Source organism: Parvibaculum sp. MBR-TMA-1.3b-4.2 (genome assembly GCF_053628815.1).
Genome location: NZ_JBRJHC010000001.1, coordinates 1,581,268 through 1,603,565, shown reverse-complemented (window position 1 = coordinate 1,603,565; position 22,298 = coordinate 1,581,268). Strand labels below are relative to the sequence as shown.

The window sequence follows — 22,298 nt, the reverse complement described above, 5'->3', positions numbered from 1 at the left end:
TGAGCTACGGTCTCACGCGTCCTTTGAACGAAGAATGAAACCAACCGTATTGATTGTGGAAGACGAGGAGGCTCTATCGACCCTCCTCCAGTACAATCTGGACAAGGAAGGCTACCGGATTCTCTCCGCGTCGGATGGCGAGGAAGCGGCGATGATGGTTCGGGAAACGACCCCCGATCTCGTCCTTCTCGACTGGATGCTGCCGGGACTGTCCGGTATCGAGCTTTGCCGCAGGCTTCGCGGACGGCCCGAAACCCGCAACCTGCCGATCATCATGATCACGGCGCGTGGCGAGGAATCGGACCGTATCCGCGGCCTCGACACGGGCGCCGACGATTATGTGACCAAGCCTTTTTCCATGACCGAGCTTCTGGCGCGGATCAGGGCGGTCATGCGGCGTATCCGGCCCGCGCTGACCGAGGACCTCGTGACCTTTGGCGACATCGTGATCGACCGGGCGGCCCATCGTGTGCGGCGCGGCGAGCGGGAGGTTCATCTGGGCCCCACCGAATACCGCCTGCTCGATCATCTGATCCAGCATCCCGGGCGCGTCTTCAGCCGCGAACAATTGCTCGATGCGGTCTGGGGCTCCGATGTCTATGTCGAAGCCCGCACCGTCGACGTGCACGTGGGCCGTTTGCGCAAGGCGCTCAACGACAGGGGCGAGCGCGATCCGATCCGCACCGTCCGCTCCGCGGGCTATGCGCTGGACGAGCAGTTCCGGGCCTGAACGCTTTCGAGCCCGGGTGCTTTATGCCGAAAAGAAAAAAGCCGGTGTCTCTCGACACCGGCTTTTGTTCGCGCCCCGTCCCCTGGGGCCTAGACGGGAAGGCTCCCCTCCGAAGGGGTCAGCCCGTAAGCCGTTCCGTCCGCGCACGTTCGCGATTGCGGCGGCTCTGTGCCGGCTGATAGGCCTTCCGCGCATGTTCGGGGCAATAGGGCATGCCGTCTTCGGCGCCCCGTCCGCAGAAATGGAAGCCGGCCTTGCCCGGCTCGCCGATGGGCCATTTGCAGGTCCGTTCGGTCAGCGTCAGCACCGTGGCGCGCTCCGAAAGCGGCAGGTCAGGCAGCTCGCTTGCGCTCGACGCCCGGCTTTCCTTCGGCAGATTGTCTTCGCTCCGGCTCTGAAGCTCTTCTTTCTGCTCACGCGGGGTGGCCGGCTCGGGCCGGGCCCGGACCAGCGTGCGCGGCGCCGCGGGGCGGCTCGTGCGCGCCGGACGGCTCGGTGTGGCGCGGCCGGAAAGACCGAGCCGGTGCACCTTGCCGATCACCGCATTTCGCGTCACGCCGCCAAGCTGCTTGGCAACCTGACTGGCGCTGAGGCCTTCCGACCACAGCTTTTTCAGGAGTTCTACGCGTTCCTCAGTCCACATCTCGGTTCCTTCCCCCTTATTGGCCCGGAAGACCCTGCGATCCGGCAGGACCCGGCCTCGGCCCGGCCAATGCCCGCAAATTACGCCCGTCAGGCACACCAGATTTCGTATGTGTTCATGAAAAATATACTAGATGGGGGTAGTTGTTAGCAAGGAGACATGCGCCTTCGATTCGGCTTATCCACAGAAAAGGGTGGGGGCGCCGCGTTTCTCTCCCTATATATGCCCCTTGCGCCGCCAGAATGGCCCGGTCCGGGACGGATATCCCCTTAAAGGGCGGGTTTATGCCGTTGCTGCCCATCCGCGACGGTCCTTTGGCGAGGGCCTGTGACAATTTTTCGGGGCGCGATTGTCACGGGGGCGGCGGTCCCCTATTGCTTGCCCGTAAATCAAGCGTGTGCCGGGCGCCTGTCGCCGGCGGCACCGACAAAACGTCAAGGGAGCCTTGCCCATGAGTGTTTCGACAGATCGCAAGTCAATGCAGCCCATGGTCGGTGCGCGTCGTTTCGGCTCGGTGAACTGGCTCGGCGTGTGGACGCTCTACATGAAGGAAGTGCGCCGCTTCATGAAGGTCATCACCCAGACGGTGGCGGCGCCCGTGGTGACCACGCTTCTTTACCTTGCGATCTTCGCGCTCGCCATCGGCAAGTTCCGGCCGGATGTGCATGGCGTGCCCTTTATCGAGTTTCTGGCGCCGGGTCTCATCATCATGACGATGATCCAGAACTCCTTCGCCAATACCTCCTCCTCGATCCTGATCTCGAAAGTGCAGGGCAATATCGTCGATATTCTCATGCCGCCCCTTTCGCCGGGCGAGCTGAATGTGGGGATTGCGACGGCGGGCGTCACGCGCGGCGTGGTCTGCGGCCTGGCGACGGCGCTGGGCATGTGGCCCTTCATCCATCTGGAGATCGATCATCTCTGGGCCGTGGTCTTCTTTGCCGTGGGGGCTTCGCTCATGCTGTCGCTGCTCGGCATGATGGGCGGTATCTGGTCGGAGAAGTTCGATCATCTTCAGGCCGTGACCAACTTCCTGATCCTGCCGGCGACCTTCCTCTCGGGCACCTTCTATTCGGTGACGCAGCTTCCGGATTTCGCCTACCACATCACCCAGTACAACCCGATCTTCTATCTGATTGACGGCTTCCGCTATGGTATGACGGGCCATGCCGACGGCTCCATCGAGATCGGCGTGGCGGTCGTGCTGGCGGTCAATGCGATCCTCTGGGCGGTTTGCCACATGATGCTGAAGCGCGGCTACCGGCTGAAGGCCTGACCGGCCGGTCGGAGGGGGCGGAAGACACGCTAACCGCCCGCATGACTTCACTTTTTTGCGTTGGGAGAGGCCGTCTGCGATTGACAGCGAGGCGGCCTCTCCCTAATACTTCGAGGCTTCTCGCAACGCCGCCGGATTTGGGCGGCTTTTTCTATTGGGGCCTGTCTATGGAAAATGACAGGCGCAGCCGGACGGTCTATCGACACAAGCGGCCGGTGCGATCCCCCGCAGGAGCGCAGTCGTGATCACGCCAGTTCTGCCGACCTATGCACGGGCCGACCTCGAATTCGAGAAGGGCGAGGGCTCATATCTCCTCACCGCCTCGGGTGAGCGATATCTCGACTTCGGCGCCGGGATCGCCGTCAACGTGCTCGGTCATGCAAACCCCGGTCTCGTCGCCGCGCTGAACGAGCAGGCGCAGAAGGTCTGGCACACCTCCAACATCTATCGCATTCCCGGACAGGAGCGGCTGGCTCAGCGCCTGGTCGAGGCGACCTTCGCCGATACGGTCTTCTTCACCAATTCGGGTGCAGAGGCGCTGGAATGCGCGATCAAGATGGCGCGCAAATATCACGCGGTGAACGGCCATCCGGAGTGCTACGAGCTCATCACCATGGAAGGGGCCTTCCATGGGCGGACGCTGGCGACCATCGCCGCGGGCGGCCAGAAGAAATATCTGGAAGGCTTCGGCCCGGTCACGCCCGGTTTCCCGCAAGTGCCTTTCGACGATCTGAAGGCGCTCAAGGAGGCGATCGGCCCCGCGACCGCGGGCATTCTCATCGAGCCCATTCAGGGCGAGGGCGGTATCCGTCCCTTGCCCTATGGCGATCTCCGGCAGATCCGCGAAATCTGCGACGAGGCGGGCATCCTGCTCGTGCTCGACGAGGTGCAGACCGGCATTGGCCGCACGGGCAAGCTCTTCGCGCATGAACTGGCCGGCATCACGCCCGACATCATGGCGATTGCCAAGGCGCTGGGCGGCGGCTTTCCCGTGGGCGCCTGCCTTGCGACGGAAGAGGCGGCCAAGGGCATGACGGCGGGCACGCATGGCTCGACCTTCGGCGGCAATCCGCTTGCCATGGCGGTCGCCAATGCGGTGCTGGATCAGGTGCTGGCCGACGGGTTCATCGAGCATGTGAACGAACTCGGCCGCACGCTGCGCCAGAAGCTCGCGCGGCTTGCCGACGAGCATCCCGACATCATCGAGGGCGTGCGTGGCGAAGGCCTGATGCTCGGCATCAAATGCAAGGTGCCGAACACCGATCTGGTGGCCGCCGCGCGCAGCGAACATCTGCTGGTGGTGGGCGCGGGCGACAATACGATCCGCCTGCTGCCGCCGCTCAATATCGGAGACCAAGAGGTGGAAGAAGCCATCGACAAGCTGTCGAATGCCTGCACCGCGCTGGACGGACACGCGGGCGGGAAGCGGGAGGGCGCAGCATGAGCCGGCATTTCCTCGACCTGCATGAAGTCGCGCCGAGCGAATTGCGCGCTATCCTCGACGACGCCCATGCGCGCAAGGCCGCGCGCAAAGGCAGGGGCCAGGCCGAGCCCGATGACGACATGCCGCTCAACGGCAAGCTGCTTGCCATGATCTTCGAGAAGCCCTCGACGCGGACCCGCGTCTCCTTCGATGTGGCGATGCGCCAGCTTGGCGGTCAGACGCTTCTGATGAACGGGCAGGAAACCCAGCTTGGCCGCGGCGAAACCGTTGCCGACACGGCGCGCGTTCTCTCGCGCTTCGTCGATGCGGTCATGATCCGCACCAACGACCATGCCTCGCTGCTGGACCTCGCCGAAAATGCGAGCGTCCCCGTCATCAACGGTCTCACCGACAAGTCCCATCCCTGCCAGCTCATGGCGGATGTGATGACCTTCGAGGAACACAAGGGCGATATCGCGGGCCGCAAGGTCGCCTGGGTGGGCGACGGCAACAATGTCGCCGTCTCCTGGATCCATGCCGCCGGTCAGCTCGGCTTCGAACTGCGCCTGGCCTGCCCGCCGGAACTGAGCCCGGATGCCGACGTCATGGACTGGGCGAAGAAGACCGGCGCGAAAGTGACGCTCGGAACCGATCCGGGCGCGGCGGTGGACGGCGTCGATTGCGTGGTGGCCGACACCTGGGTCTCCATGGGCGACGATGTTGAAACCAAGACCCGCCGTCACAATCTATTGGCTCCGTTCCAGGTGAACGAGACGCTGATGGGCAAGGCGGCCCCGGACGCCATTTTCATGCATTGCCTGCCCGCGCATCGCGGCGAGGAAATGACCGCCGACGTGATCGACGGTCCCGCCTCCGTGGTCTGGGACGAGGCGGAAAACCGGCTGCACGCCCAAAAGGGTGTGCTCGCCTGGTGCTTCGGGTAACAGCCCGAACGGCCAGGCGGTGGTGTGAGACAACACGCCCGACTGACAGGAAGTAAAGATGAGTGACGCAAGCCAGAACAGGGGCGGCGGCGATGGCCGCCGCTTCGACATGCCGGGCGACGACATCGTGCAGCCCTTCCAGATCGAGGATCTGGGCATAAGAGGCCGCCTCGTGCGTCTCGGGCCGCTGGTCGACGAAGTCCTGAAACGCCACGATTACCCCGAACCGGTCTCCCGCCTGCTGGGCGAAGCGCTGGCGCTGACGGTGATGCTTGGCTCCGCCCTCAAATTCGAAGGCCGCTTCATCCTGCAGACGCAGAGCAAGGGCCCCATCTCCATGCTGGTCGCCGACTATGAAAGTCACGGCGACGGCACCGGCAAGGTGCGCGGTTATGCGCATATGGACAGCGATGCCGTGAATGAGGCCATCGCGGCGGGCAACGCGTCATCCGCCGAGTTGATGGGCGAGGGGCATATGGCCCTCACCATCGATCAGGGCGGCGATATGGACCGCTATCAGGGCATCGTCGCGCTCGACCCTGAAGGGCTCACCCATTCGGCGCATGAATATTTCGAGAGTTCCGAACAGGTGGCGACCCGCATCCGCATCGCCGCCGGGCCGCTTTACAGCCGCGATGCGGAAGGCCGTAGCGAGAAGCATTGGCGCGCCGGCGCGATCATGATCCAGCATGTCGCGCGCGAGGGCGGTCTCACCGGCTATCGTGAGGGAGACGACGACAGTCCCTATACGGAGGAAGAGGAAAGCTGGAACCGCGCCTCCATCCTGCTCGACACGGTGGAGGACCATGAGCTCCTCGATCCCGCGCTGGAGCCGCAGCGTCTGCTGTTCCGCCTTTTCCATGAGGATGGCGTCCGCGCCTTCCAGACATCCGGTGTGGAATTCGGGTGCCGCTGCTCGCGCGAGCGCATGAGTTCGGTCCTGCGCTCATTCGGCGCGGAGGAAATCGACAGCATGGTGCTGGACGACGTCATCACCACCAAATGCGAGTTCTGCAGCTCGGTCTATGTCTTCACCGCCGACGAGCTGAAGGAAGGGCTGGAGGAGTAGCTCTCAGCCCCCCACATGCTCGGCGAGCCGCATCATGAAGCGCTCGCATTCGGCGATCTGCGAAAGCTCGATGAACTCGTCCGGCTTGTGGGCCTGCGCAATGTCGCCGGGCCCGCAAACCAGCGTCGGCACATCCGCCATCTGGAAAAGCCCGGCCTCGGTCGCATAGGAGACGGCTTCCGTCTCGTTGCATTGTGCGAGCTTCAGGACCAGCGTTTCCGCCGCCGATCCGGTTTCCGGCACGAGGCCCGGCGCTTTGGCGCGTTCGCGCGTTTCGATGCGGGCCTGCGGGCAGACCTCGCGCATGCGCGGCAGCAATTCTTCTACGGCAAAGGCGGTGAAGCGGTTGATGATCTCGTCGGGATCGTCATCGGGCAATGCGCGATATTCCCAGCCGAATTCGCATTGGCGCGGAATGATGTTCACGGCCGTGCCGCCTTTCAGCACCCCCACATTGATGGTGGTATAGGGCGGCGCAAAGCGGCAGCCCGCCGGTGCGCGCTCGCGCATTTCCTGCGCGAGCCTGTCCAGAAACGCGATCAGCTCCACCGCATAGGAGATCGCGGAGACGCCTTTATGCGTCTGGCTGGAATGGGATTCGAGACCCGTCACGGTCGTGAAATAGGACTGGATGGATTTATGCGCATTGACGACCTTCATCATCGAAGGCTCGCCGACAATGGCGACCGCCGGGCGTGGAAGGTCGCGCACGATGCCGTCGATCATCGGCCTGACGCCGAGGCAGCCGATTTCCTCGTCATAGGAAAAGGCGAGATGCACGGGGATGGCCGGTCCGCGCTTCAGAAACTCCGGCACCATGACGAGCGCAATGGCGATGAAGCTTTTCATGTCGCTGGTGCCGCGCCCGAAAAGCATCCCGTCCTTTTCGACCACGCGGAAGGGATCGCCCGACCAGTCCTGCCCGTCCACCGGCACGACATCGGTATGGCCCGACAGCACGATGCCGCCCGGCTTCGACGCATCGCCGATAGTTGCAAAGAGATTGGCCTTGGAGCCGTCCTCGTTCACTACGCGCTGCGAGGCGACGCCGTGACTGGCCAGATAGTCCTCGATAAAGGAAATCAGCTCGAGATTGGAATTCCGGCTGGTCGTGTCGAAGGAGATGAGCCGGTCGATCATCTCCCGGGTTGAAAGCCGTATCGGCGCCATCGCGTCCCCCTGGGTGAGGGCGCATCCTAGCGCGGCTTGGCGATCAGTTCATCAGTGCCTTGGTGTGGGGGCAATCGAGCGAGAAGGCGGGAATGTTCACCTCGAAGGTTTCGCCACCGCCGGTTTCCATCTGGTACTTGCCGAACATGATGCCCGAAGGCGCGCCGAGCGGAGTTCCGCTGGTATATTCGAAGCGCTCGCCGGGATGGAGCACGGGCTGCTCGCCGACCACGCCGTCGCCGCGCACTTCATGCACCCGGCCGCCCGCATCGGCGATCTGCCAGTAGCGCGAGCGCAGCTGCACCGTCTCGCCGCCTTCATTTTCGATGACAACGCGATAGGCCCAGACGAAATAATCGTCATCGGGCTCCGACTGGTCTTCCAGATAGGTCGGTTCTACGCAGACTTTGATGGATCTTGTCTTCTCGCTGTACATCGGCTGTCCTGCTCTCCGGTACGCCCGGCGTGAGGTCTTCATTCTGAATGCCCCGCGGCACTGGATATGACCCGGCCATGTTCTTGGCAAGAGAGTTCCCAGCGAGTTCCGCAAGGCAGACTTAGCAGGAGAGGGGCTAAATTCCCCTTAATGTTCACCTGTCCGGAGTGGATCAATCTCAGATGCGCGCAAGTGCCGCATCGAAATCGGCGATGAGATCGTCGGCCTCCTCGAGCCCGACGGAGAGCCGCACGAGCCCTTCCCGAATACCCAGCTCCTCTCGCGCCTCCGGCGAAAGCCGCTGATGGGTCGTCGTCGCCGGGTGTGTGATGAGGCTCTTGGCATCGCCCAGGTTGTTGGAAATCTTGACGATTTCCAGCGCATTGGCCGCCTTGAAGGCGCCGGCCTTGCCCCCCTTCACCTCGAAGGCGACGATGTTGCCGCCCATCTCCATCTGGCTCATGGCGAGATTGTGCTGAGGGTGGGATTCGAGGCCCGGGTAAAATACACGTTCCACTTTTTCATGGCCGTCGAGGAAGCGCGCAACGGCCTCTGCATTTCTTGCATGCTGACGCACACGAAGGTCCAGCGTCTCGAGGCTTTTGAGCATGACCCAGGCATTGAAGGGGCTGATGGCGGGGCCTGTCTGGCGCAGGAAATTCGCCAGATGCTCGTCGATGAAGTCCTGGTCCGACAGCACCACCCCGCCGAGGCAGCGGCCCTGGCCGTCGATATGCTTGGTCGCGGAATAGACGACGACATCCGCGCCCAGCTCCATCGGCTTCTGGAGAACCGGCGTCGCAAACACATTGTCGACGATCAGGCGCGCCCCATTGGCATGGGCAAGCTCGGCCACCGCCGCGATGTCGATCACTTCCAGCGTCGGGTTGGAGGGCGATTCCAGAAAGAGCACCTTGGTCTCGGGGCGGATGGCCGCGCGCCATTCGTCCATGTTGCGCCCGTCCACGAAACTGGAGGTCACGCCGAAGCGCGGCAGCAGCGTCTCCACGATGTAACGGCAGGAGCCGAAAAGCGCGCGCGAAGACAGTACATGGTCGCCCGCCTGCAGATGACAGAGCATGGAGGCGGTCACGGCGGCCATGCCGCTTGCCGTCGCCCGGGCATCCGCCGCGCCCTCAAGCGCCGCGATACGCTCCTCGAACATGCGCACGGTGGGGTTCGCAAAGCGGCTATAGACGTAGCCCGGCTCTTCGTTCTTGAAGCGGGCCTCCGCCGATTCCATCGTCTCGTACACATAGCCCGACGTCAGGAACATCGCCTCGCTCGTCTCTCCGAACTGGCTGCGCATGGTGCCCCCATGGACGGCGGCGGTGCGGGCGCTCCATTTGGCGGAGGAGGGTGTCTTTTCGGTCATTGGCGTGTCCCCAAAACAAAAAACCCCGACCGGGAAGGACGGGGTTTCACAACCCGACCTTTTTAGCGGGTTGTTTTACGTGGCCGCAAGCCGGTCGGCTCAAATCACCACGGGCCCGACCGGCCCTGAGCCGCCCGAACGCGGCGCATTAAAAGCCGGGGAGGGCGTCCAGTCAAGACGCAGCCGGGCAGAAGTCCGGCCCGGCCTGTTTCGGGACCGCAATCGCGGGGCTTCCGCCAAAAGCCTGGTCACCTTATAAGGGCAGGACCATGACGACACCCGCAGACGACCTTTTTCCCCATATTGAAGATCCGGAGCCCCGCAGGGTCGGCCCCGGCCAGACCCATGCGACCGGTATTCTGCCCGCCCATGCGATCCAGTCGCTGATCCGGGAAAAGGAAATCTGGGGCAGCCCGGAGATCGAGCCGGCGCAGATCCAGCCCGCGAGCCTCGATTTGAGGCTGGGGACGACGGCCTATCGCCTGCGGGCGAGCTTCCTGCCCGGCCCTCATCGCGGTGTCATGGAATGCGTCGAAGAGTTGACCCTTCACAAGATCGACCTGACGGAAGGCGCCGTGCTGGAAACCGGCTGCGTCTATCTCGTCCCGCTGGTCGAAGCGCTGGCGCTGTCGGAGCGCACCTCGGCTGCCGCGAACCCGAAAAGCTCGACGGGCCGTCTCGATGTCTTCACCCGCGTCATCACCGATTTCTGTGCCGAGTTCGATCAGGTGGAGCCCGGCTACAAGGGCCATCTCTATCTGGAGATTTCGCCGCGCACCTTCCCGATCCTGGTGCGGCCCGGCTCGCGCCTGTCGCAGATCCGCTTTCGGCGCGGCACGCCGACCCATTCCGACGCGGAACTGAAGCGGCTGCACGAGCAGGTGAAGCTCGTGGAGGGCGAGGCGGATATCGACGGCGGCCTCGCGCTCACCGTGAACCTGAAAACCGACCGGGAAGACGGCCTTGTCGGCTATCGCGCCAAGCGCCACACCGGTGTGATCGATGTCGACCAGCCGGACGCCTACGAGGTTCTCGATTTCTGGGAGCCGCTCTATATCCGCGACAACAGGGGCCTCATTCTGGACCCGGACGAATTCTATATCCTCGCCTCGCGCGAGGCCGTGCATGTGCCGCCCACCCATGCCGCCGAAATGGTGCCCTACAACCCGCTGGTAGGCGAGTTCCGCGTGCACTATGCAGGCTTCTTCGATCCCGGCTTCGGTGCGCGCGAAGCCGGCGGCGTCGGCAGCCGGGCCGTGCTGGAAGTGCGCAGCCACGACGTGCCCTTCATTCTGGAGCATCGCCAGATTATCGGCCGCCTCGTCTATGAGCGCCTGACCGACCGCCCGGGCAAACTTTACGGCGGCGATATCGGCTCCAACTATCAGCGTCAGGGGCTGAAGCTCTCCAAGCATTTCAAGGCGCGCTGAACGATGCGTGGGCTCCCCGGCCTCGCGCTCGCCTTTGCGCTGCTGGTCGTCTGCAACGAGGTGGGCAACTGGCTGTCCGATACGCTGGCGCTTCCCGTGCCCGGCACGGTCATCGGCATATTGATCCTGCTGGCCGGGCTGCTCGCGACGGGTCATGTGCCCGATCCGCTGCGCCGCATGACCGCCTTCCTGCTTTCCCACCTCAACCTTTTCTACGTGCCCGCCGGTGTTGGCCTGATGGGCTATATCGCGCTCCTGCGCCGCGATCTCCTGCCGATTGCCGTGGCGCTTGTCGTCTCCACCCTGCTTGCCATGGCGGTCGGCGCGCTCGTTTTCCGCTGGGCGGCGAAAGGCGATGACGGGGAGGGGATGGAATGAGCGATATCGGTATCGACCTTGTCCCGCTTGATGAGATCGGCGCCATGGCCTTCTGGCTCGCGCTCATCGTCGGCATCTATCTTCTGGCCCGGCGCTTCCAGCAAAAGGTGAACGGCCATCCGCTGGCCAACACCGTGCTGCTGACGGCGCTGCCCGTCATGTTCCTGCTGGCGGTCGATAAACAGGCCATGCTGCAATATGAGCCCGCGGGCGCGCTTCTTCTCTGGCTGCTCGGTCCCGCCACGGTGGGCATCGCGGTGCCGCTCTACACGAATTTCCATCATGTGCGCCGCTCGCTGAAACCCATGGTGCTGGCGCTTGTGGCGGGCTCCACCACGGCGGTGGTGTCGGCTGTCGGCATCGGCTGGGCCCTCGGTGCGGAGGCGGAAACCATCCGCTCGCTGGCGCCCAAATCCGTCACCACGCCGATTGCGATGGGGATTGCCGACAAGATCGGGGGGCTGGCCCCGCTCACCGCCGCCTTCGTCATCGTGACGGGCATCATCGGCGCCATATCGGGTGCGATGCTCTTCAACGCGCTGGGCGTGAAGGACGAGCGCGCAAGGGGGTTTGCGATGGGCACGGCCGCGCATGGCATCGGCACGGCGCGCGCCTTTCAGGAACATGAGGTGGCGGGCACCTTTTCCGGCGTCGCCATGGCGCTGAACGGCATCGCCACGGCGATCGTCCTGCCTCTCATATGGCTCATTGCCGCCTGATCGTATGTCATTGCGGAAACGCATTGGCGAAGTGGCAGCCTGTCATCCATGCCTTTCGGACACGCTGCATTAGAGACTTCTTAATCGGCCCCGACAAAAGATGGCGCCGCCGCATTTGAGAGGGCGGCGCTCGAGAGGTCGAGATGGAACCTCATAAGTCTTTGGATGATAGGTCCGGCGGAGATGCCCTGGCAGAGCTGAGGCATGCCCTTTATCGCGCCGATTGCGTGCATCCCGGCCTGGATTTGTATGGCCACTCAACCCGCGTGGCGATGCTGACGACAGGGTTGGGACTTGCGATGGGGCTGCCCGCGCAAGAGGCGAGCCTGATCGGCGATGCCGCTTATTTCCACGACGTCGGGAAGTTGTTCATTCCGGTTTCCACACTCTGCAAGCCGGGCTCTCTTACGCTTGATGAGCGCAGCCTGATCGAGGCTCATTGCGATCTTGGGGGGGGCAGGCACCGACGAAGGAATCGGGGGCGTTCGCGCAAATGGCGCGCAACATCGCGCTCCTTCACCATGAACGATATGACGGGAAAGGCTATCCGGCTCGGCTGAGCGGGAAGAATACCCCGCTTGAGGCGCGTATCGTAGCCGTGGTGGATGTCTATGACGCACTGCGTTCCGTTCGTTCCTATAAGGCACAGCGCAGCCACGAAGATACCATCAGTCAACTGATGAAAGAGTGCCGGGGAGATCCGGGAGGCTTCGATCCATTGGTGACGGAAGCGTTTCTCGATACACAGGCCAATATTTGCGCTGTCTGGGACCGCTCGATGCTCTCCAGTCTTGCTTCGATCATGAAGGATCGCTGAGAGGGCGGGGTGTGCGTCGTGATATAAGGCCGGCGCAGCCTTCCATGTCGCCGCCGCCATCACGGTCCGATCTGCCTTTACCTGAAAGAAAACGGGCGCCGCCCCATGAGGCCGCGCCCGCCTGTAATCCTGCGACCGCCATCAAAGATGGTCGGGATTTCCGTCATAGACTTTGAACTTGAGATCGGTCACGCCAACCTCGTTGTAGCGGGTCAGCATGCCATCCTTGCCGATATTGTAGTCGAAGCATCCGCTGGAGCGGCCGGAGCCCAGCGTGACGCAGAACTTCCCGTCCTTCACCTCCCACGAGCCGCCATAACGCGACCAGCTGCCGCTCATCCGGCAGGGGCGTTCGCGGCCGCGGATCGTGCCGTCGGGATCGTAATATTCCTGGAAGTCGTTCCGGTCGGCTGCGCATTCGCGATACTGGCCTTCGATCGTGTTGCCGACGATCTCCTTGGCGACCTGCTTGCCGGTCATGAACACGTCGGCCGAGGCGGCGCCGGCCCACATGGCGAATGCGCTCGTGGCGACAACCAGAGTGACTGCGATCTTCTTCATGGACGATCCTCCTCGTCGTGGGGGGTTATTGGAAATCTTGTCCCCGAGAAGAAAAGAAGATCGCAAGGAGCGGATCAATAAGGAGGAACCCGTATATTTGTGAAAGAGGACGGGGCAAGTAAATAGATAAAATTTGATTTAAATCATAGCGTTTTGGTGCCGGCTCATGAAGTGCAGCTCCCGCCGCCCAGCACGCAGAATTTGGCGCAATGACGGTGGTTGAGCTTCACGGGGTGAAGCGCATCTGAGAGCCGCGGCCCGAAATCGAATTGAGGATCGTCGGGAAGCAGAGTGCAGGCGACGACACTCGGTTCCGCAGCACCTTTTCGTTTCACCACCATGCGGCTCGTCGCGCACATCACCTGCGCCGGGTCGACATGCAGGATGTTCCAGCAGGCAGTGGTGATCTCCGGCACATCGGCTTCCTCATCCATCTCCGGAAAGAGGATGAGCGAAGCCGGATCGAACGCATCGACGGGCAGCTCCAGCTGGCGGAAGAGCGAGGTAAAGCCCGCGCGCATGACACTTTCTTCTTCGTCCCACGCGGTCCGGCCCGCGATGGTGAGCGGAAAACTGTGGGCGGCCAGCCAGCGCAGCCCCGCAATCGTGCGCGCATAGCTGCCGACGCCGCGTTCCCGGTCATGGGGCTCTTCCAGATAGTGGTCGATGCTGATCCGCAGCTTCAGGCGATTGCCGAAGCGGGCGCGGAGGTCGAGAAGGGCGGCCTGTACACGGGGACGCATCATGGGCTGCATGGCATTGGTGAGGATCAGCACCTCATGCCCGCGCGCGAGCGCGTCCTCCGCCATGGTGCACATATCGGGGTTCATGAAGGGCTCGCCCCCGGTAAAGGCGATTTCCGTCGTGCCGAGCTTCAATGCCTCGATCTCGTCGAGATAGCGCGCCGCCTCGTCGCGCGTGATGTAGGAAAGCCGGTCCTCGGTCGGGCTGGAATGAATGTAGCAATGCGCGCATTCGATATTGCAGAGCGTGCCCGTATTGATCCACAGCGTCTCCAGCCGCCGGAAACCGACCGAGGCGCGGCGCTCCCCCTTGGCCGTCACATCCGGATGGGAAAATTTCTCGCGGGGCAGATTGTCGGGTTTCACAGTCATGCCTGAGAAACTAGCGCGACCGGGCGCAACGGCAATTCACAAATCTGCGAGGCAGGCTATGCTCTCCGGCCGGAACGCAGGGGGATTCGATGCAGCATGAAATGACGAATGGCGATTTGCTCGACGCAAAGGGGCACCTCGTCGAACGGGGCTGGGCGAGGTCGGAGGTGCGCAGCTATCGCCGCTCGGCCATTCGCGCGCCCTGGTTCCGCATCAAGGAGTGGGACTATTACTGCGTGCTGGCGGGTGATTACGGCATCGCCATGGTGGTGGCCGACAATGGCTATATGGGCCTTCTCGGCACCACCTGGTTCGATTTCACCGCGCCGAAAGCGACCGAGGAAAGCATCGTCACCGCGCTGCCGCGCGGCAGGATGAAGCTGCCGGAAAGCGCCGACACGGGCGATATCGTCCAGCATCATCCCAGGATCGACATCTCCTTCCGGCATGAGCCCGGCGGACGGCGGCTGACGCTCGACTGTCCGGACTTCGGCAAGGGCGCGGGCCTCAAGGGCGAGATCTTTTTGAGCCAGCCGCCCATGGACCGCATGGTCATCGCAACGCCCTTCCCCGATGCACCGCGCGCCTTCTACTACAACCAGAAGATCAACTGCATGCCCGCAAGCGGTAGCGTCACGGTCGGCGGCAAGAGCTTCGCCTTCGACCCGGCCTCCGCTGTCGGCGTGCTCGACTGGGGCCGTGGCGTCTGGACCTATGACAACACATGGTATTGGGGCTCGGCCTCGGGTCTCGTCGGCGGAAAGCCTTTCGGTTTCAATATCGGCTATGGCTTCGGCGACACCTCGGCGGCGTCCGAGAACATGGTCTTCGTCGACGGTACGGCGCACAAGCTCGACCAGGTGACCTTTCATATCCCCGAGGGCACGTTCGACGGCGCGCCCTGGAGTTTCAGCAGCAATGACGGTCGCTTCGAAATGCGCTTCGGGCCCATCATCGACCGCAGCAGCGCCGTGGATCTCAAGATCCTGCGCTCCATCCAGCATCAGGTTTTCGGCCGTTTCTCCGGCCATGTGGTGCTGGACGATGGCAGCCGACTGGAGGTGACGGACCTGCTGGGTTTCGCCGAGGAAGTGAAGAACCGCTGGTAGGGCCCTGCCGCGTCTCCCCGCGATCCCTCTTGCGCGGGGCGGGACGCCTAAGCTACTAAGAAGGCCGCGCGGGTGTAGCTCAATGGTAGAGCAGAAGCTTCCCAAGCTTACGACGAGGGTTCGATTCCCTTCACCCGCTCCAGCCCTTCCTTCCGCCGTCACGCTGAAGCGGCGTTTCGGCCCGACGCTTCTACGCGCTAGGTGCTTTCGGCTTGCCGCGCCTGCCGGCGGTAATCGCGCGGCGAGACGCCGGTCCAGCGCTTGAAGGCGTTTCGAAAATTGGAAATATCCTCAAACCCCAGAAGAACGCCGATTTCCGACACGCTGATATCGGTGTCGCGCAGATATTCGCAGGCAAGATAGCTCCTGACCTCGTTCACGATGGCCTGGTAGCTCGTTCCCTCGTCCAGAAGGCGACGGCGCAGGGTCCGCGGGCTCATATTGAGCTTGTCGGCGATTTCGGCAGCGTTGGGCAGGCTCGAACGGGACGTCATCAAAAGGCGCCGCACGATGTTCTGATAGCCGTGACTTTCCTCCATCCGCTGGAGCAGCTTCTCGCATTGGCGCAGATAGGCGTCGGCCGTCGAGATATGGGCGGCCGGAAGCGGGCGGTCCAGAACATCGGCCGGACCGATCAGCCGGTTGGCAAGATGCCCATAGGTGGTCGGTATGCCGACGATATCGGAATATCGCTCTTCGGGAATGGACGGCGTGTAGGAAAGCTCCAGCTGCGCCGTTTCGAGGTGGCGGCCGATCAGTTCCCGCAGCGCCGTCGACACGGCGGAGAAAAACAGGTCCGTGAGAAAGTTCGGCGCGCCGGGCACGCTGAAGGCCGGAAAATAGGAAACCACCACCGACTCGTCTGCGAAGACGACCTGCACTCTTCCCTTGTCGCCATTGATCGGGTTGTAGCGCACGAGAATCCTCGCCGCCTGCCGCAATGTCTGGCAGCTCATCAGCGCATGTCCGAACAGCCCATGCGTGCCCAGGTGAAATCCCGTGCCGACCAGAAGCGGCAGCTCCGCATGGCCGTGCGAGATGTCCACGGCGCGGCAGCACAGATCGTAGAGATCCTTCTCGCGCAACGGTTCGCTATAGGTCCGCGCAAATTCCGACGCGTCGTATCCAAGTTGTCTGAGTGTGGATTCGAGAACTGTGACATATGCGGGAGACAAATACATTGTTGGCCTACTCCTACCCCCAGATTGTCCGGAACCAACCTTCCGAAGGGCAGGTCGCCGGTTTCATTATGATTTCTGGATTGGGAGGCCCGCGACAGGTATGTGCAGAATCATGCGCGGGACAACGAAGTTGGCAGAGGGATACTAGCCAGAAGACAAGGCCGGGGAAAGAACTTTCAACATCCTTATACGGAGTAATGAGACAGGAACCGGCATATGTCTTCAGGCGGGCGTTGCGGCGGGGCTGGTTGCGGCTTGCCGTGGCGTGTCCGGTGGCGCGGTCCACTGCCGTCTGCCGAGGCGCATGCGGGGAATGGCGCGGGGTGGCCGCTTTTTACCCCTAACTTGGCCTGTTTGAGGCCTGTCGCCGTAAGGCGTTCCCTCTAGGCTGCACCTTCGCAGATCGCTTGTCCTGAAGCTGGCTCGATACATGGAAGTAGCGGGGGCGAGACGTTACCAGTAACGAACAACAGGCCATTGCATCGCCTGAAAGGGGGGGAGGTTTCGATGAGGATTATGAAAACAGCCACGCTGTCGGCTGCCATCTTGGCGCTCGGCATGACCGCGTCCTACGCGAAAGTACCGGAAAACCAGGTCAATCGGTTGGGGCAGGACCTGACGCCGATCGGCGCGGAGAAGGCCGGCGATGGAGGGGATATTCCGGCCTGGACCGGGGGACTGAATTCGGTTCCCTCCAATGTCAGCTATCAGGTGGGCGATCATCTGGAGAACCCGTTCCCCGATGACAAGCCGCTCTATGTCGTGGACGGTTCCAATATCGACCAGTACCGGAAGTTTCTGACGCCCGGTCAGGCGGCGATGCTGGAACGCTATGACGACTACAGGATGAAAGTCTTCCAGACGCGGCGAAGCTGCGCCTATCCCCAGAACGTCTATGCAGCGACCAAGCGCAATGCGCGCGTCGGCGAGCTTGTGGGCGGCGGCAACGGCGTGTCGAAGGCCATCATGGGCTTCCCGTTCCCCATTCCGAACAACGCCTATGAAATCGTGTGGAACCACACGCTGCGCTATCGTTCTTTCAAGCTGATCCGTCAGTTCGCGGCCATGCCGGTCACGCCGAGCGGCACCTACACGCCGCTGATCGTGCAGGACCAGGCGATCCTGTGGTGGTCCGACCCGACGAAGAAGAGCGCGGAAGATCTCAACAACAACTCGATCTACTACATCGCGCACACGATTGCGCCGGCGCGCGCCGCCGGTAACGTGATTCTGGTGCATGAAGCGATCAACGCGGCCAAGCGTCCGCGCCAGGCCTGGCAGTACAGCCCCGGCACGCGCCGCGTGCGCCGCGCGCCCAACATCGCCTTCGACAATCCCGGCGTGAACACGGACGGCCTGTCCACCGCCGACAGCTTCGACGGCTATAACGGCTCGCTGGAACGCTACGACTGGACCGTGCTCGGCAAGAATGTGCGTTACATGGCGGCCAACAATTACGAGATGGGTCTGGCCAAATATGACGACCTCATCCAGGCGCGCCACCTCAACCAGGATTTCGTGCGCTACGAAAAGCATCGCATGTGGGAAGTGCAGGCCGATCTGAAGCCCTCCACCCGTCACGTCTATGCCCGCCGCGTCTTCCATATGGACGAGGATGCCTGGCAGATCGCCGCGACCGAGCTCTATGACGGACGAGGCGACATCTGGCGTGTGCAGGAGCTGGAGCAGATCCAGGCCTACAACGTGCCGCTCTGCGCCTATGCCGGTCAGATGGACTACGACCTGCAGGGCAGCCGCTACCTTGCCTCGGCTCTGAACAATGAGGAGCCCGCGGTGAACTTCTTCGCGGACGAGCTGAACGGCGACGAGTACTCGCCCAGCGCGATCCGCCGGATGGGCGCCCGCTAAGGCACCGCAAACGGAGAACCGGGCGTCATGGCGCCCGGTTCGACACCCCGCCATCGGGTCGAAATTGTGAGCCTCGGGAGCGAACGAAGCTCCCGGGGTCTTTCCGTCGAAAGCCCTGAAGGAGTGTTTGGTGATGTCGGCTGAAGCACTGTCTCGCAGTCAGATCGCGGAGATGCTGGAGGCTTATCGGACAGGCGTGCCCGTGGAGACCATCTGCGCGCGCTTCGAGGTCAATCGGGCCACTCTCTATGAGGCACGGGCCCTTTATGGCGAACTCCACGCCCCCTTGGTGCATGCCCGCGCAACGGCCTCCGGGGAGGAAGAGCTTTCATTGATGAAGCGGGCTGTGGCCGAGCTGCTTCTGGACAATGCCATTCTTCGCATGCATGTCCAGCGGCGGGAGCGTTACTGAACGCGTAGCCGGGGCTTGCCGATCCCGTTGCCCATCCCGCCGCCATTGTCGATGGCCAGGGGGAGAGAGGCGATCGTCTCCCGCTCGTCGCCGGCATGGTCCGGCGGCCGCGCCCGGAACGCGCTGGGCGACATGCCGGTCCATCGCTTGAAGGCGTTCCGGAAATTTGCCGCATCCTCGAATCCCACAAGCGCGCCGATTTCGGCGATGCCGATTTCCGTCCGCCGCAGATATTCGCAGGCGACATGCGCGCGAACCTCGTTGCAGATCCGCTGATAGGACGTGCCTTCGCCCGTCAGGCGGCGGCGCAGCGTGCGGGGGCTGATATTCAGCATCGCGGCCACTTCGCCCTCGCGCGGGAATTGCGGTTTCATGCGCATCAATATCCGGCGCACCTGCGTATGCGTGCCATGCGCGCGTCCCATCTGCGCCAGCAGCTTTTCGCACTGCTCCAGATAAAGCGGCGCCGTATCGATCTCCGCGGCGGGCAGGGGAACCTGCATCGCCTCTATCGGCCCCAGAAGCCGGTTGGCCTTGTGGCCGAAGGTCGTCGGCATCTTGATGAGGTCGGAAAAGCGGTCCTCGTCGATCCGCGGCACATGCGCCAGCTCCAGGCGGGCGCCGCTCAGATCCGTACCCAGCAGTTCCCGCAGCGCATTGACGACGGCGGCGAAGAAAATTTCGCTCATCAGGCCGGGAAAGGACGGAATCTCGAAGGGCGAAACGAAACTCAGCACCACATTGTCGGCGGTATAGGAGACGTTCGCGCAGCGCGTTTCGCCGTCGAGCGGGTTGTAGCGCATCAATATCCGCGCCGCCTGATGCAGTGTCCTGCAGCTCATCAGCGCGTGGCCGAATATGCCATGCGAGCCGAGGCTCAGGGAGCGGCCGATTCGCAGTCCGAGTTCCGGGTGATGGTCCGCGCTGATGGCGATCTGCCGGCACAGATCCGGCAGGTCGTCGCCGGAAAGGCCAAGCCCCTCGAAGGATTGCAGCGTCGATGAATCGAAGCCCAGCTCCTCGATGACCACACAGGCCGCTAGCGGATAGCTCTTCGTGACGCGCATGACCGTTCCCTCCCCGTAATGAAGTCTGGACACACAGTATTGGACTGTCAATCCGAAGAAGAAGCGAAAGATAAAACCACATAAGGATTACGCATATTTGCCGTCGGAAATCGAGAATCGGAGAAAGGTGAAAAATATGGGTATTTCAGGCGGCGAATTGGGCGTGCATCTCTTCGCGGAACGAAAAATCCGGCGCTGTGGCACTTCCGCCGTTCGGAAATCGGCTGCCGCGAAGGGGGTTTTTGAACTGGCCAGATCGAACCGTCACATTGGCCAGAAGCCACCTTCAATCGGCCTGCCTCCTTCACGCATACTCCCCTGGCTTCGAAAGGGAGGAGTTCGTTGCGTCATCGGGCATTTGTCGATGAGCGGGCGGCGCTCGCGGAAGCGAGAGAAACAAAAGCACGTAGTAGAAACGTAAAGGGGAAAAGGGGGGAAGGAATGACAATCCTGCATTCGCCCGCAAAAAGCGGGCGGCGCGCGCTTGTCGCCGCGTCACTGATATTGTCGCCGGCGCTCTTCGCGTCACAGGCCGACGCTCTGGAATTCAAATTCAGCGATTTGACGATGCAACTGGACACCACGGTGTCCGTATCCGCCGCCATGCGGACGGAAGGGCGTAGCTGCGCTCACATCTCTTACTGGAACGGCGGTTGCCAACAGTCGGACGGCTCCGGCTTTGACGTCAACCATGACGACGGCAACATCAACGTCGAACGGGGCGAGATCTTCTCCATGCCCTATAAGGCCGTTTCGGAACTGAGCGGCCAGTGGCGCAATTACGGCTTCTATGTCTCCGGCAAGGCCTTTTTCGACCCGGCCGCCCGCGACATCGATGACGGCTACAATGAATACGGTTCCTTGAGCCGGGGTGTGGGCAGCACGCAGCCGGGTAAGGGGCTGGGACGCCCCCTCAACGACAACCAGCGCAGCGCCAAGAAATACGCCATGCGCGATATCAAGCTGCTGGACGCCTATGCCTATGCGGATTGGGACATTGCCGGCATGCCGCTCAATGTGCGTCTCGGCCGGCAGGTGGTGAGCTGGGGCGAAAGCACCTTCATCCAGGGCGGCGTTTCGTCATATCTGCCTTTCGACGTGGCCGCGCTGTACCAGCCGGGTCTGGAACTGAAGGAAGTCTTCCTGCCGCAGGGCACGGCCTATGCGAGCTTGGGTCTGCCGGGCGATGTCACGCTCGAGGCCATGTATATCTATGAGCATGAAAAGTCGGAGCTTCCGGCTTGCGGCACGCTCTTCTCCGTCAGCGATGCGCTGGGCCAGGGCTGCGGCTATGGTGTCTCGAAGGGCGAGTATTTTCCCGGTGTGGAGAATATCATAACGCCGCCTCCCGTGGTGTTGCCGCGTGTCGGCGATCAGAAGACGAAGGATGAGGGGCAATACGGTTTCGCGCTGCGCCATTATGCCGACTGGCTGGGCCAGGGCACGGATCTCGGTCTCTACTTCATGAACTTCCATTCCAAGCTGCCCTTCGGCACATTCACGGCGCTGAAAGACCAAAACGGTGCCATGACCGCTTTGTATTTTGCCTGCGGCGGCAATTTGTCCGATCCGTCGGGGTGTGCGTCAGGCGCGGGCACGTTCGACTCACCCGGGTCGTTGTTCGATGATTGGAAGCTTGCTGCAAGCAGTCTTTACTATGGCTTGGGTATCGCCGGGGGAGAGAAGAACCTGTTGGCTCAATATCCCGAAGATATCAAAATGATCGGGGCGAGCTTCAACACCTCCGTCACCATGCTGCCGGCAATCTTCGGCGACGGCACGGCGATCTCGGGCGATATTGCCTACTACCCGAACATGCCGTTCCAGGTGGATACGTCGGAAATCCTCGCGGCGGACTTCGCGCTCTACGGCTTCACGGCCCAGCCGGGCGAAGCGCCGATCTATACCGGCGAAATGGTCGCAGCGGGCCAGGTCGTTCCCGGCTACCGGCGGACCCGGGCGCTGCACGGCTCCTTGACCTCGCTGTCCACGCTGACGCCGTCCAACTGGTTCGTGCGCAATACGGGTGGCGACTTCACCGTGCTGCTCATCAATGCGGGCTTCCAGTACCTGCCGGATTCGGAGGGCAACCGCTTCGCCATCCCGGGCTCGTACAAGACGCACCCGAATCGCGGTGTTGCAGCCGCGGTCGGCGATGCCTGTCAGGTGCCGGGCGGTCCGGCGAACCAGAACTGTTCGCTCACGCCGCGCTATGCCTCGGCCTTTTCGACCGGCTACCGCATCTATGCCTTCCAGGATTATCACTCCGCCTTCAACACGGGGTGGACGATCGAGCCGCACCTCTACTGGTCGCATGACGTGTCGGGTTACTCCGCCGGTCCCATCGGCCCGGGCTTCGTGAAAGGCAAGAAGGTTCTGAGCCTCGGCGTCGATGCGCTCTATCAGGGGTTCAAGGCCGGCATTTCCTACACCATGCATATGGGGGCGGAAAACCGGAACGTGGACTACGATAAAGACTTCCTCGCCATGACGGTGTCCTACGCCTTCTGAGGACTGACGAATGCTATCCGGTCCGGCCCCCTCCTCACTAAGGGCCGGGCCGGTATTCCGGAC

At 62.6% G+C, this 22,298-nt stretch carries 21 protein-coding genes, 1 tRNA gene and 1 riboswitch; of the genes, 14 read left to right on the top strand and 8 right to left on the bottom strand.

Annotated elements, in window-relative coordinates; all coding sequences use genetic code 11:
* Positions 1-34: 34 nt before the first annotated feature.
* The gene (gene phoB, locus ACSSVQ_RS07700; RefSeq protein ID WP_293327488.1) at positions 35-730 is read left to right on the top strand and encodes a phosphate regulon transcriptional regulator PhoB; all 696 of its coding nucleotides are present in this window, start codon (positions 35-37) and stop codon (positions 728-730) included.
* Between the two features lie 118 nt (positions 731-848).
* Here the strand turns inward: phoB and ACSSVQ_RS07695 are convergent, their stop codons facing one another.
* The gene (locus tag ACSSVQ_RS07695; RefSeq protein ID WP_454182010.1) at positions 849-1,373 is read right to left on the bottom strand and encodes a GcrA family cell cycle regulator; all 525 of its coding nucleotides are present in this window, start codon (positions 1,371-1,373) and stop codon (positions 849-851) included.
* Positions 1,374-1,824: 451 nt separating this feature from the next.
* Between ACSSVQ_RS07695 and ACSSVQ_RS07690 the strand changes: the two genes are divergently transcribed.
* The 4 genes from ACSSVQ_RS07690 to ACSSVQ_RS07675 all read left to right on the top strand — a co-directional run bounded on the left by ACSSVQ_RS07690 (position 1,825) and on the right by ACSSVQ_RS07675 (position 6,085).
* Positions 1,825-2,649, top strand: a complete 825-nt coding sequence (locus ACSSVQ_RS07690) for an ABC transporter permease (protein ID WP_293327482.1) — start codon at positions 1,825-1,827, stop codon at positions 2,647-2,649.
* Positions 2,650-2,890: 241 nt separating this feature from the next.
* Positions 2,891-4,093, top strand: a complete 1,203-nt coding sequence (locus ACSSVQ_RS07685; protein ID WP_454182008.1) for an acetylornithine transaminase — start codon at positions 2,891-2,893, stop codon at positions 4,091-4,093.
* Complete coding sequence (gene argF, locus ACSSVQ_RS07680; protein WP_454182006.1) at positions 4,090-5,016, top strand: ornithine carbamoyltransferase; 927 nt, start codon at positions 4,090-4,092, stop codon at positions 5,014-5,016. The genes ACSSVQ_RS07685 and argF overlap by 4 nt, the downstream gene beginning before the upstream one ends.
* 58 nt (positions 5,017-5,074) lie before the next feature.
* Positions 5,075-6,085, top strand: a complete 1,011-nt coding sequence (locus ACSSVQ_RS07675; protein ID WP_293327475.1) for an Hsp33 family molecular chaperone — start codon at positions 5,075-5,077, stop codon at positions 6,083-6,085.
* 3 nt (positions 6,086-6,088) lie between these two features.
* Here the strand turns inward: ACSSVQ_RS07675 and argE are convergent, their stop codons facing one another.
* The 3 genes from argE to ACSSVQ_RS07660 form a co-directional block, all read right to left on the bottom strand.
* Positions 6,089-7,255, bottom strand: coding sequence for an acetylornithine deacetylase (gene argE / locus ACSSVQ_RS07670; protein WP_454182004.1), 1,167 nt, complete (start codon positions 7,253-7,255; stop codon positions 6,089-6,091).
* A gap of 43 nt (positions 7,256-7,298) precedes the next feature.
* On the bottom strand, positions 7,299-7,691 hold the full coding sequence (gene apaG / locus ACSSVQ_RS07665) for a Co2+/Mg2+ efflux protein ApaG (protein WP_293327470.1): 393 nt from the start codon (positions 7,689-7,691) through the stop codon (positions 7,299-7,301).
* 178 nt (positions 7,692-7,869) lie between these two features.
* Positions 7,870-9,066 carry an O-succinylhomoserine sulfhydrylase gene (locus ACSSVQ_RS07660; protein ID WP_293327467.1) on the bottom strand — a complete coding sequence of 399 codons (1,197 nt, stop codon included), beginning with the start codon at positions 9,064-9,066 and terminating at the stop codon, positions 7,870-7,872.
* A 41-nt stretch (positions 9,067-9,107) separates the two neighbouring features.
* Positions 9,108-9,187, bottom strand: a riboswitch (SAM riboswitch).
* A gap of 148 nt (positions 9,188-9,335) precedes the next feature.
* On the opposite strand from ACSSVQ_RS07660, the gene ACSSVQ_RS07655 reads away from it, so the two are divergent.
* The 4 genes from ACSSVQ_RS07655 to ACSSVQ_RS07640 all read left to right on the top strand — a co-directional run bounded on the left by ACSSVQ_RS07655 (position 9,336) and on the right by ACSSVQ_RS07640 (position 12,410).
* The gene (locus ACSSVQ_RS07655; RefSeq protein ID WP_293327464.1) at positions 9,336-10,496 is read left to right on the top strand and encodes a 2'-deoxycytidine 5'-triphosphate deaminase; all 1,161 of its coding nucleotides are present in this window, start codon (positions 9,336-9,338) and stop codon (positions 10,494-10,496) included.
* 3 nt (positions 10,497-10,499) lie between these two features.
* A complete protein-coding gene (locus tag ACSSVQ_RS07650; RefSeq protein ID WP_293327461.1) occupies positions 10,500-10,874 on the top strand; it encodes a CidA/LrgA family protein in 375 nt (124 codons plus the stop codon).
* Positions 10,871-11,593 (top strand): LrgB family protein, encoded by a 723-nt coding sequence (locus ACSSVQ_RS07645; protein ID WP_293327459.1) that lies wholly within the window; start codon positions 10,871-10,873, stop codon positions 11,591-11,593. The genes ACSSVQ_RS07650 and ACSSVQ_RS07645 overlap by 4 nt, the downstream gene beginning before the upstream one ends.
* A gap of 493 nt (positions 11,594-12,086) precedes the next feature.
* Positions 12,087-12,410 carry an HD-GYP domain-containing protein gene (locus tag ACSSVQ_RS07640; RefSeq protein WP_454182001.1) on the top strand — a complete coding sequence of 108 codons (324 nt, stop codon included), beginning with the start codon at positions 12,087-12,089 and terminating at the stop codon, positions 12,408-12,410.
* A 141-nt stretch (positions 12,411-12,551) separates the two neighbouring features.
* Here ACSSVQ_RS07640 and ACSSVQ_RS07635 read toward each other — a convergent pair whose 3' ends face one another.
* Both ACSSVQ_RS07635 and ACSSVQ_RS07630 read right to left on the bottom strand, forming a co-directional pair.
* Positions 12,552-12,971, bottom strand: a complete 420-nt coding sequence (locus tag ACSSVQ_RS07635) for a hypothetical protein (protein WP_454181999.1) — start codon at positions 12,969-12,971, stop codon at positions 12,552-12,554.
* A 164-nt stretch (positions 12,972-13,135) separates the two neighbouring features.
* Positions 13,136-14,086, bottom strand: coding sequence for a radical SAM protein (locus tag ACSSVQ_RS07630; protein WP_454181997.1), 951 nt, complete (start codon positions 14,084-14,086; stop codon positions 13,136-13,138).
* Between the two features lie 89 nt (positions 14,087-14,175).
* Here ACSSVQ_RS07630 and ACSSVQ_RS07625 point away from each other — a divergent pair, with 89 nt between their 5' ends.
* Both ACSSVQ_RS07625 and ACSSVQ_RS07620 read left to right on the top strand, forming a co-directional pair.
* Positions 14,176-15,195: a DUF2804 domain-containing protein gene (locus ACSSVQ_RS07625; protein WP_454181995.1), complete on the top strand. Its 1,020-nt coding sequence runs from the start codon at positions 14,176-14,178 to the stop codon at positions 15,193-15,195.
* 68 nt (positions 15,196-15,263) lie between these two features.
* A tRNA-Gly gene (locus tag ACSSVQ_RS07620) sits at positions 15,264-15,337 on the top strand.
* A gap of 55 nt (positions 15,338-15,392) precedes the next feature.
* Here the strand turns inward: ACSSVQ_RS07620 and ACSSVQ_RS07615 are convergent.
* Positions 15,393-16,376, bottom strand: a complete 984-nt coding sequence (locus ACSSVQ_RS07615; RefSeq protein WP_293327433.1) for an AraC family transcriptional regulator — start codon at positions 16,374-16,376, stop codon at positions 15,393-15,395.
* Between the two features lie 507 nt (positions 16,377-16,883).
* Here ACSSVQ_RS07615 and ACSSVQ_RS07610 point away from each other — a divergent pair.
* Positions 16,884-18,245, top strand: coding sequence for a DUF1329 domain-containing protein (locus ACSSVQ_RS07610; protein WP_454181993.1), 1,362 nt, complete (start codon positions 16,884-16,886; stop codon positions 18,243-18,245).
* Between the two features lie 133 nt (positions 18,246-18,378).
* Positions 18,379-18,657, top strand: a complete 279-nt coding sequence (locus ACSSVQ_RS07605) for a hypothetical protein (protein ID WP_454181991.1) — start codon at positions 18,379-18,381, stop codon at positions 18,655-18,657.
* Here the strand turns inward: ACSSVQ_RS07605 and ACSSVQ_RS07600 are convergent.
* Positions 18,651-19,724: a helix-turn-helix domain-containing protein gene (locus tag ACSSVQ_RS07600; RefSeq protein WP_454181989.1), complete on the bottom strand. Its 1,074-nt coding sequence runs from the start codon at positions 19,722-19,724 to the stop codon at positions 18,651-18,653. The two genes, ACSSVQ_RS07605 and ACSSVQ_RS07600, sit on opposite strands and share 7 nt — an antisense overlap.
* A gap of 441 nt (positions 19,725-20,165) precedes the next feature.
* On the opposite strand from ACSSVQ_RS07600, the gene ACSSVQ_RS07595 reads away from it, so the two are divergent.
* Positions 20,166-22,235: a DUF1302 domain-containing protein gene (locus tag ACSSVQ_RS07595; RefSeq protein ID WP_454181987.1), complete on the top strand. Its 2,070-nt coding sequence runs from the start codon at positions 20,166-20,168 to the stop codon at positions 22,233-22,235.
* Positions 22,236-22,298: the final 63 nt, after the last annotated feature.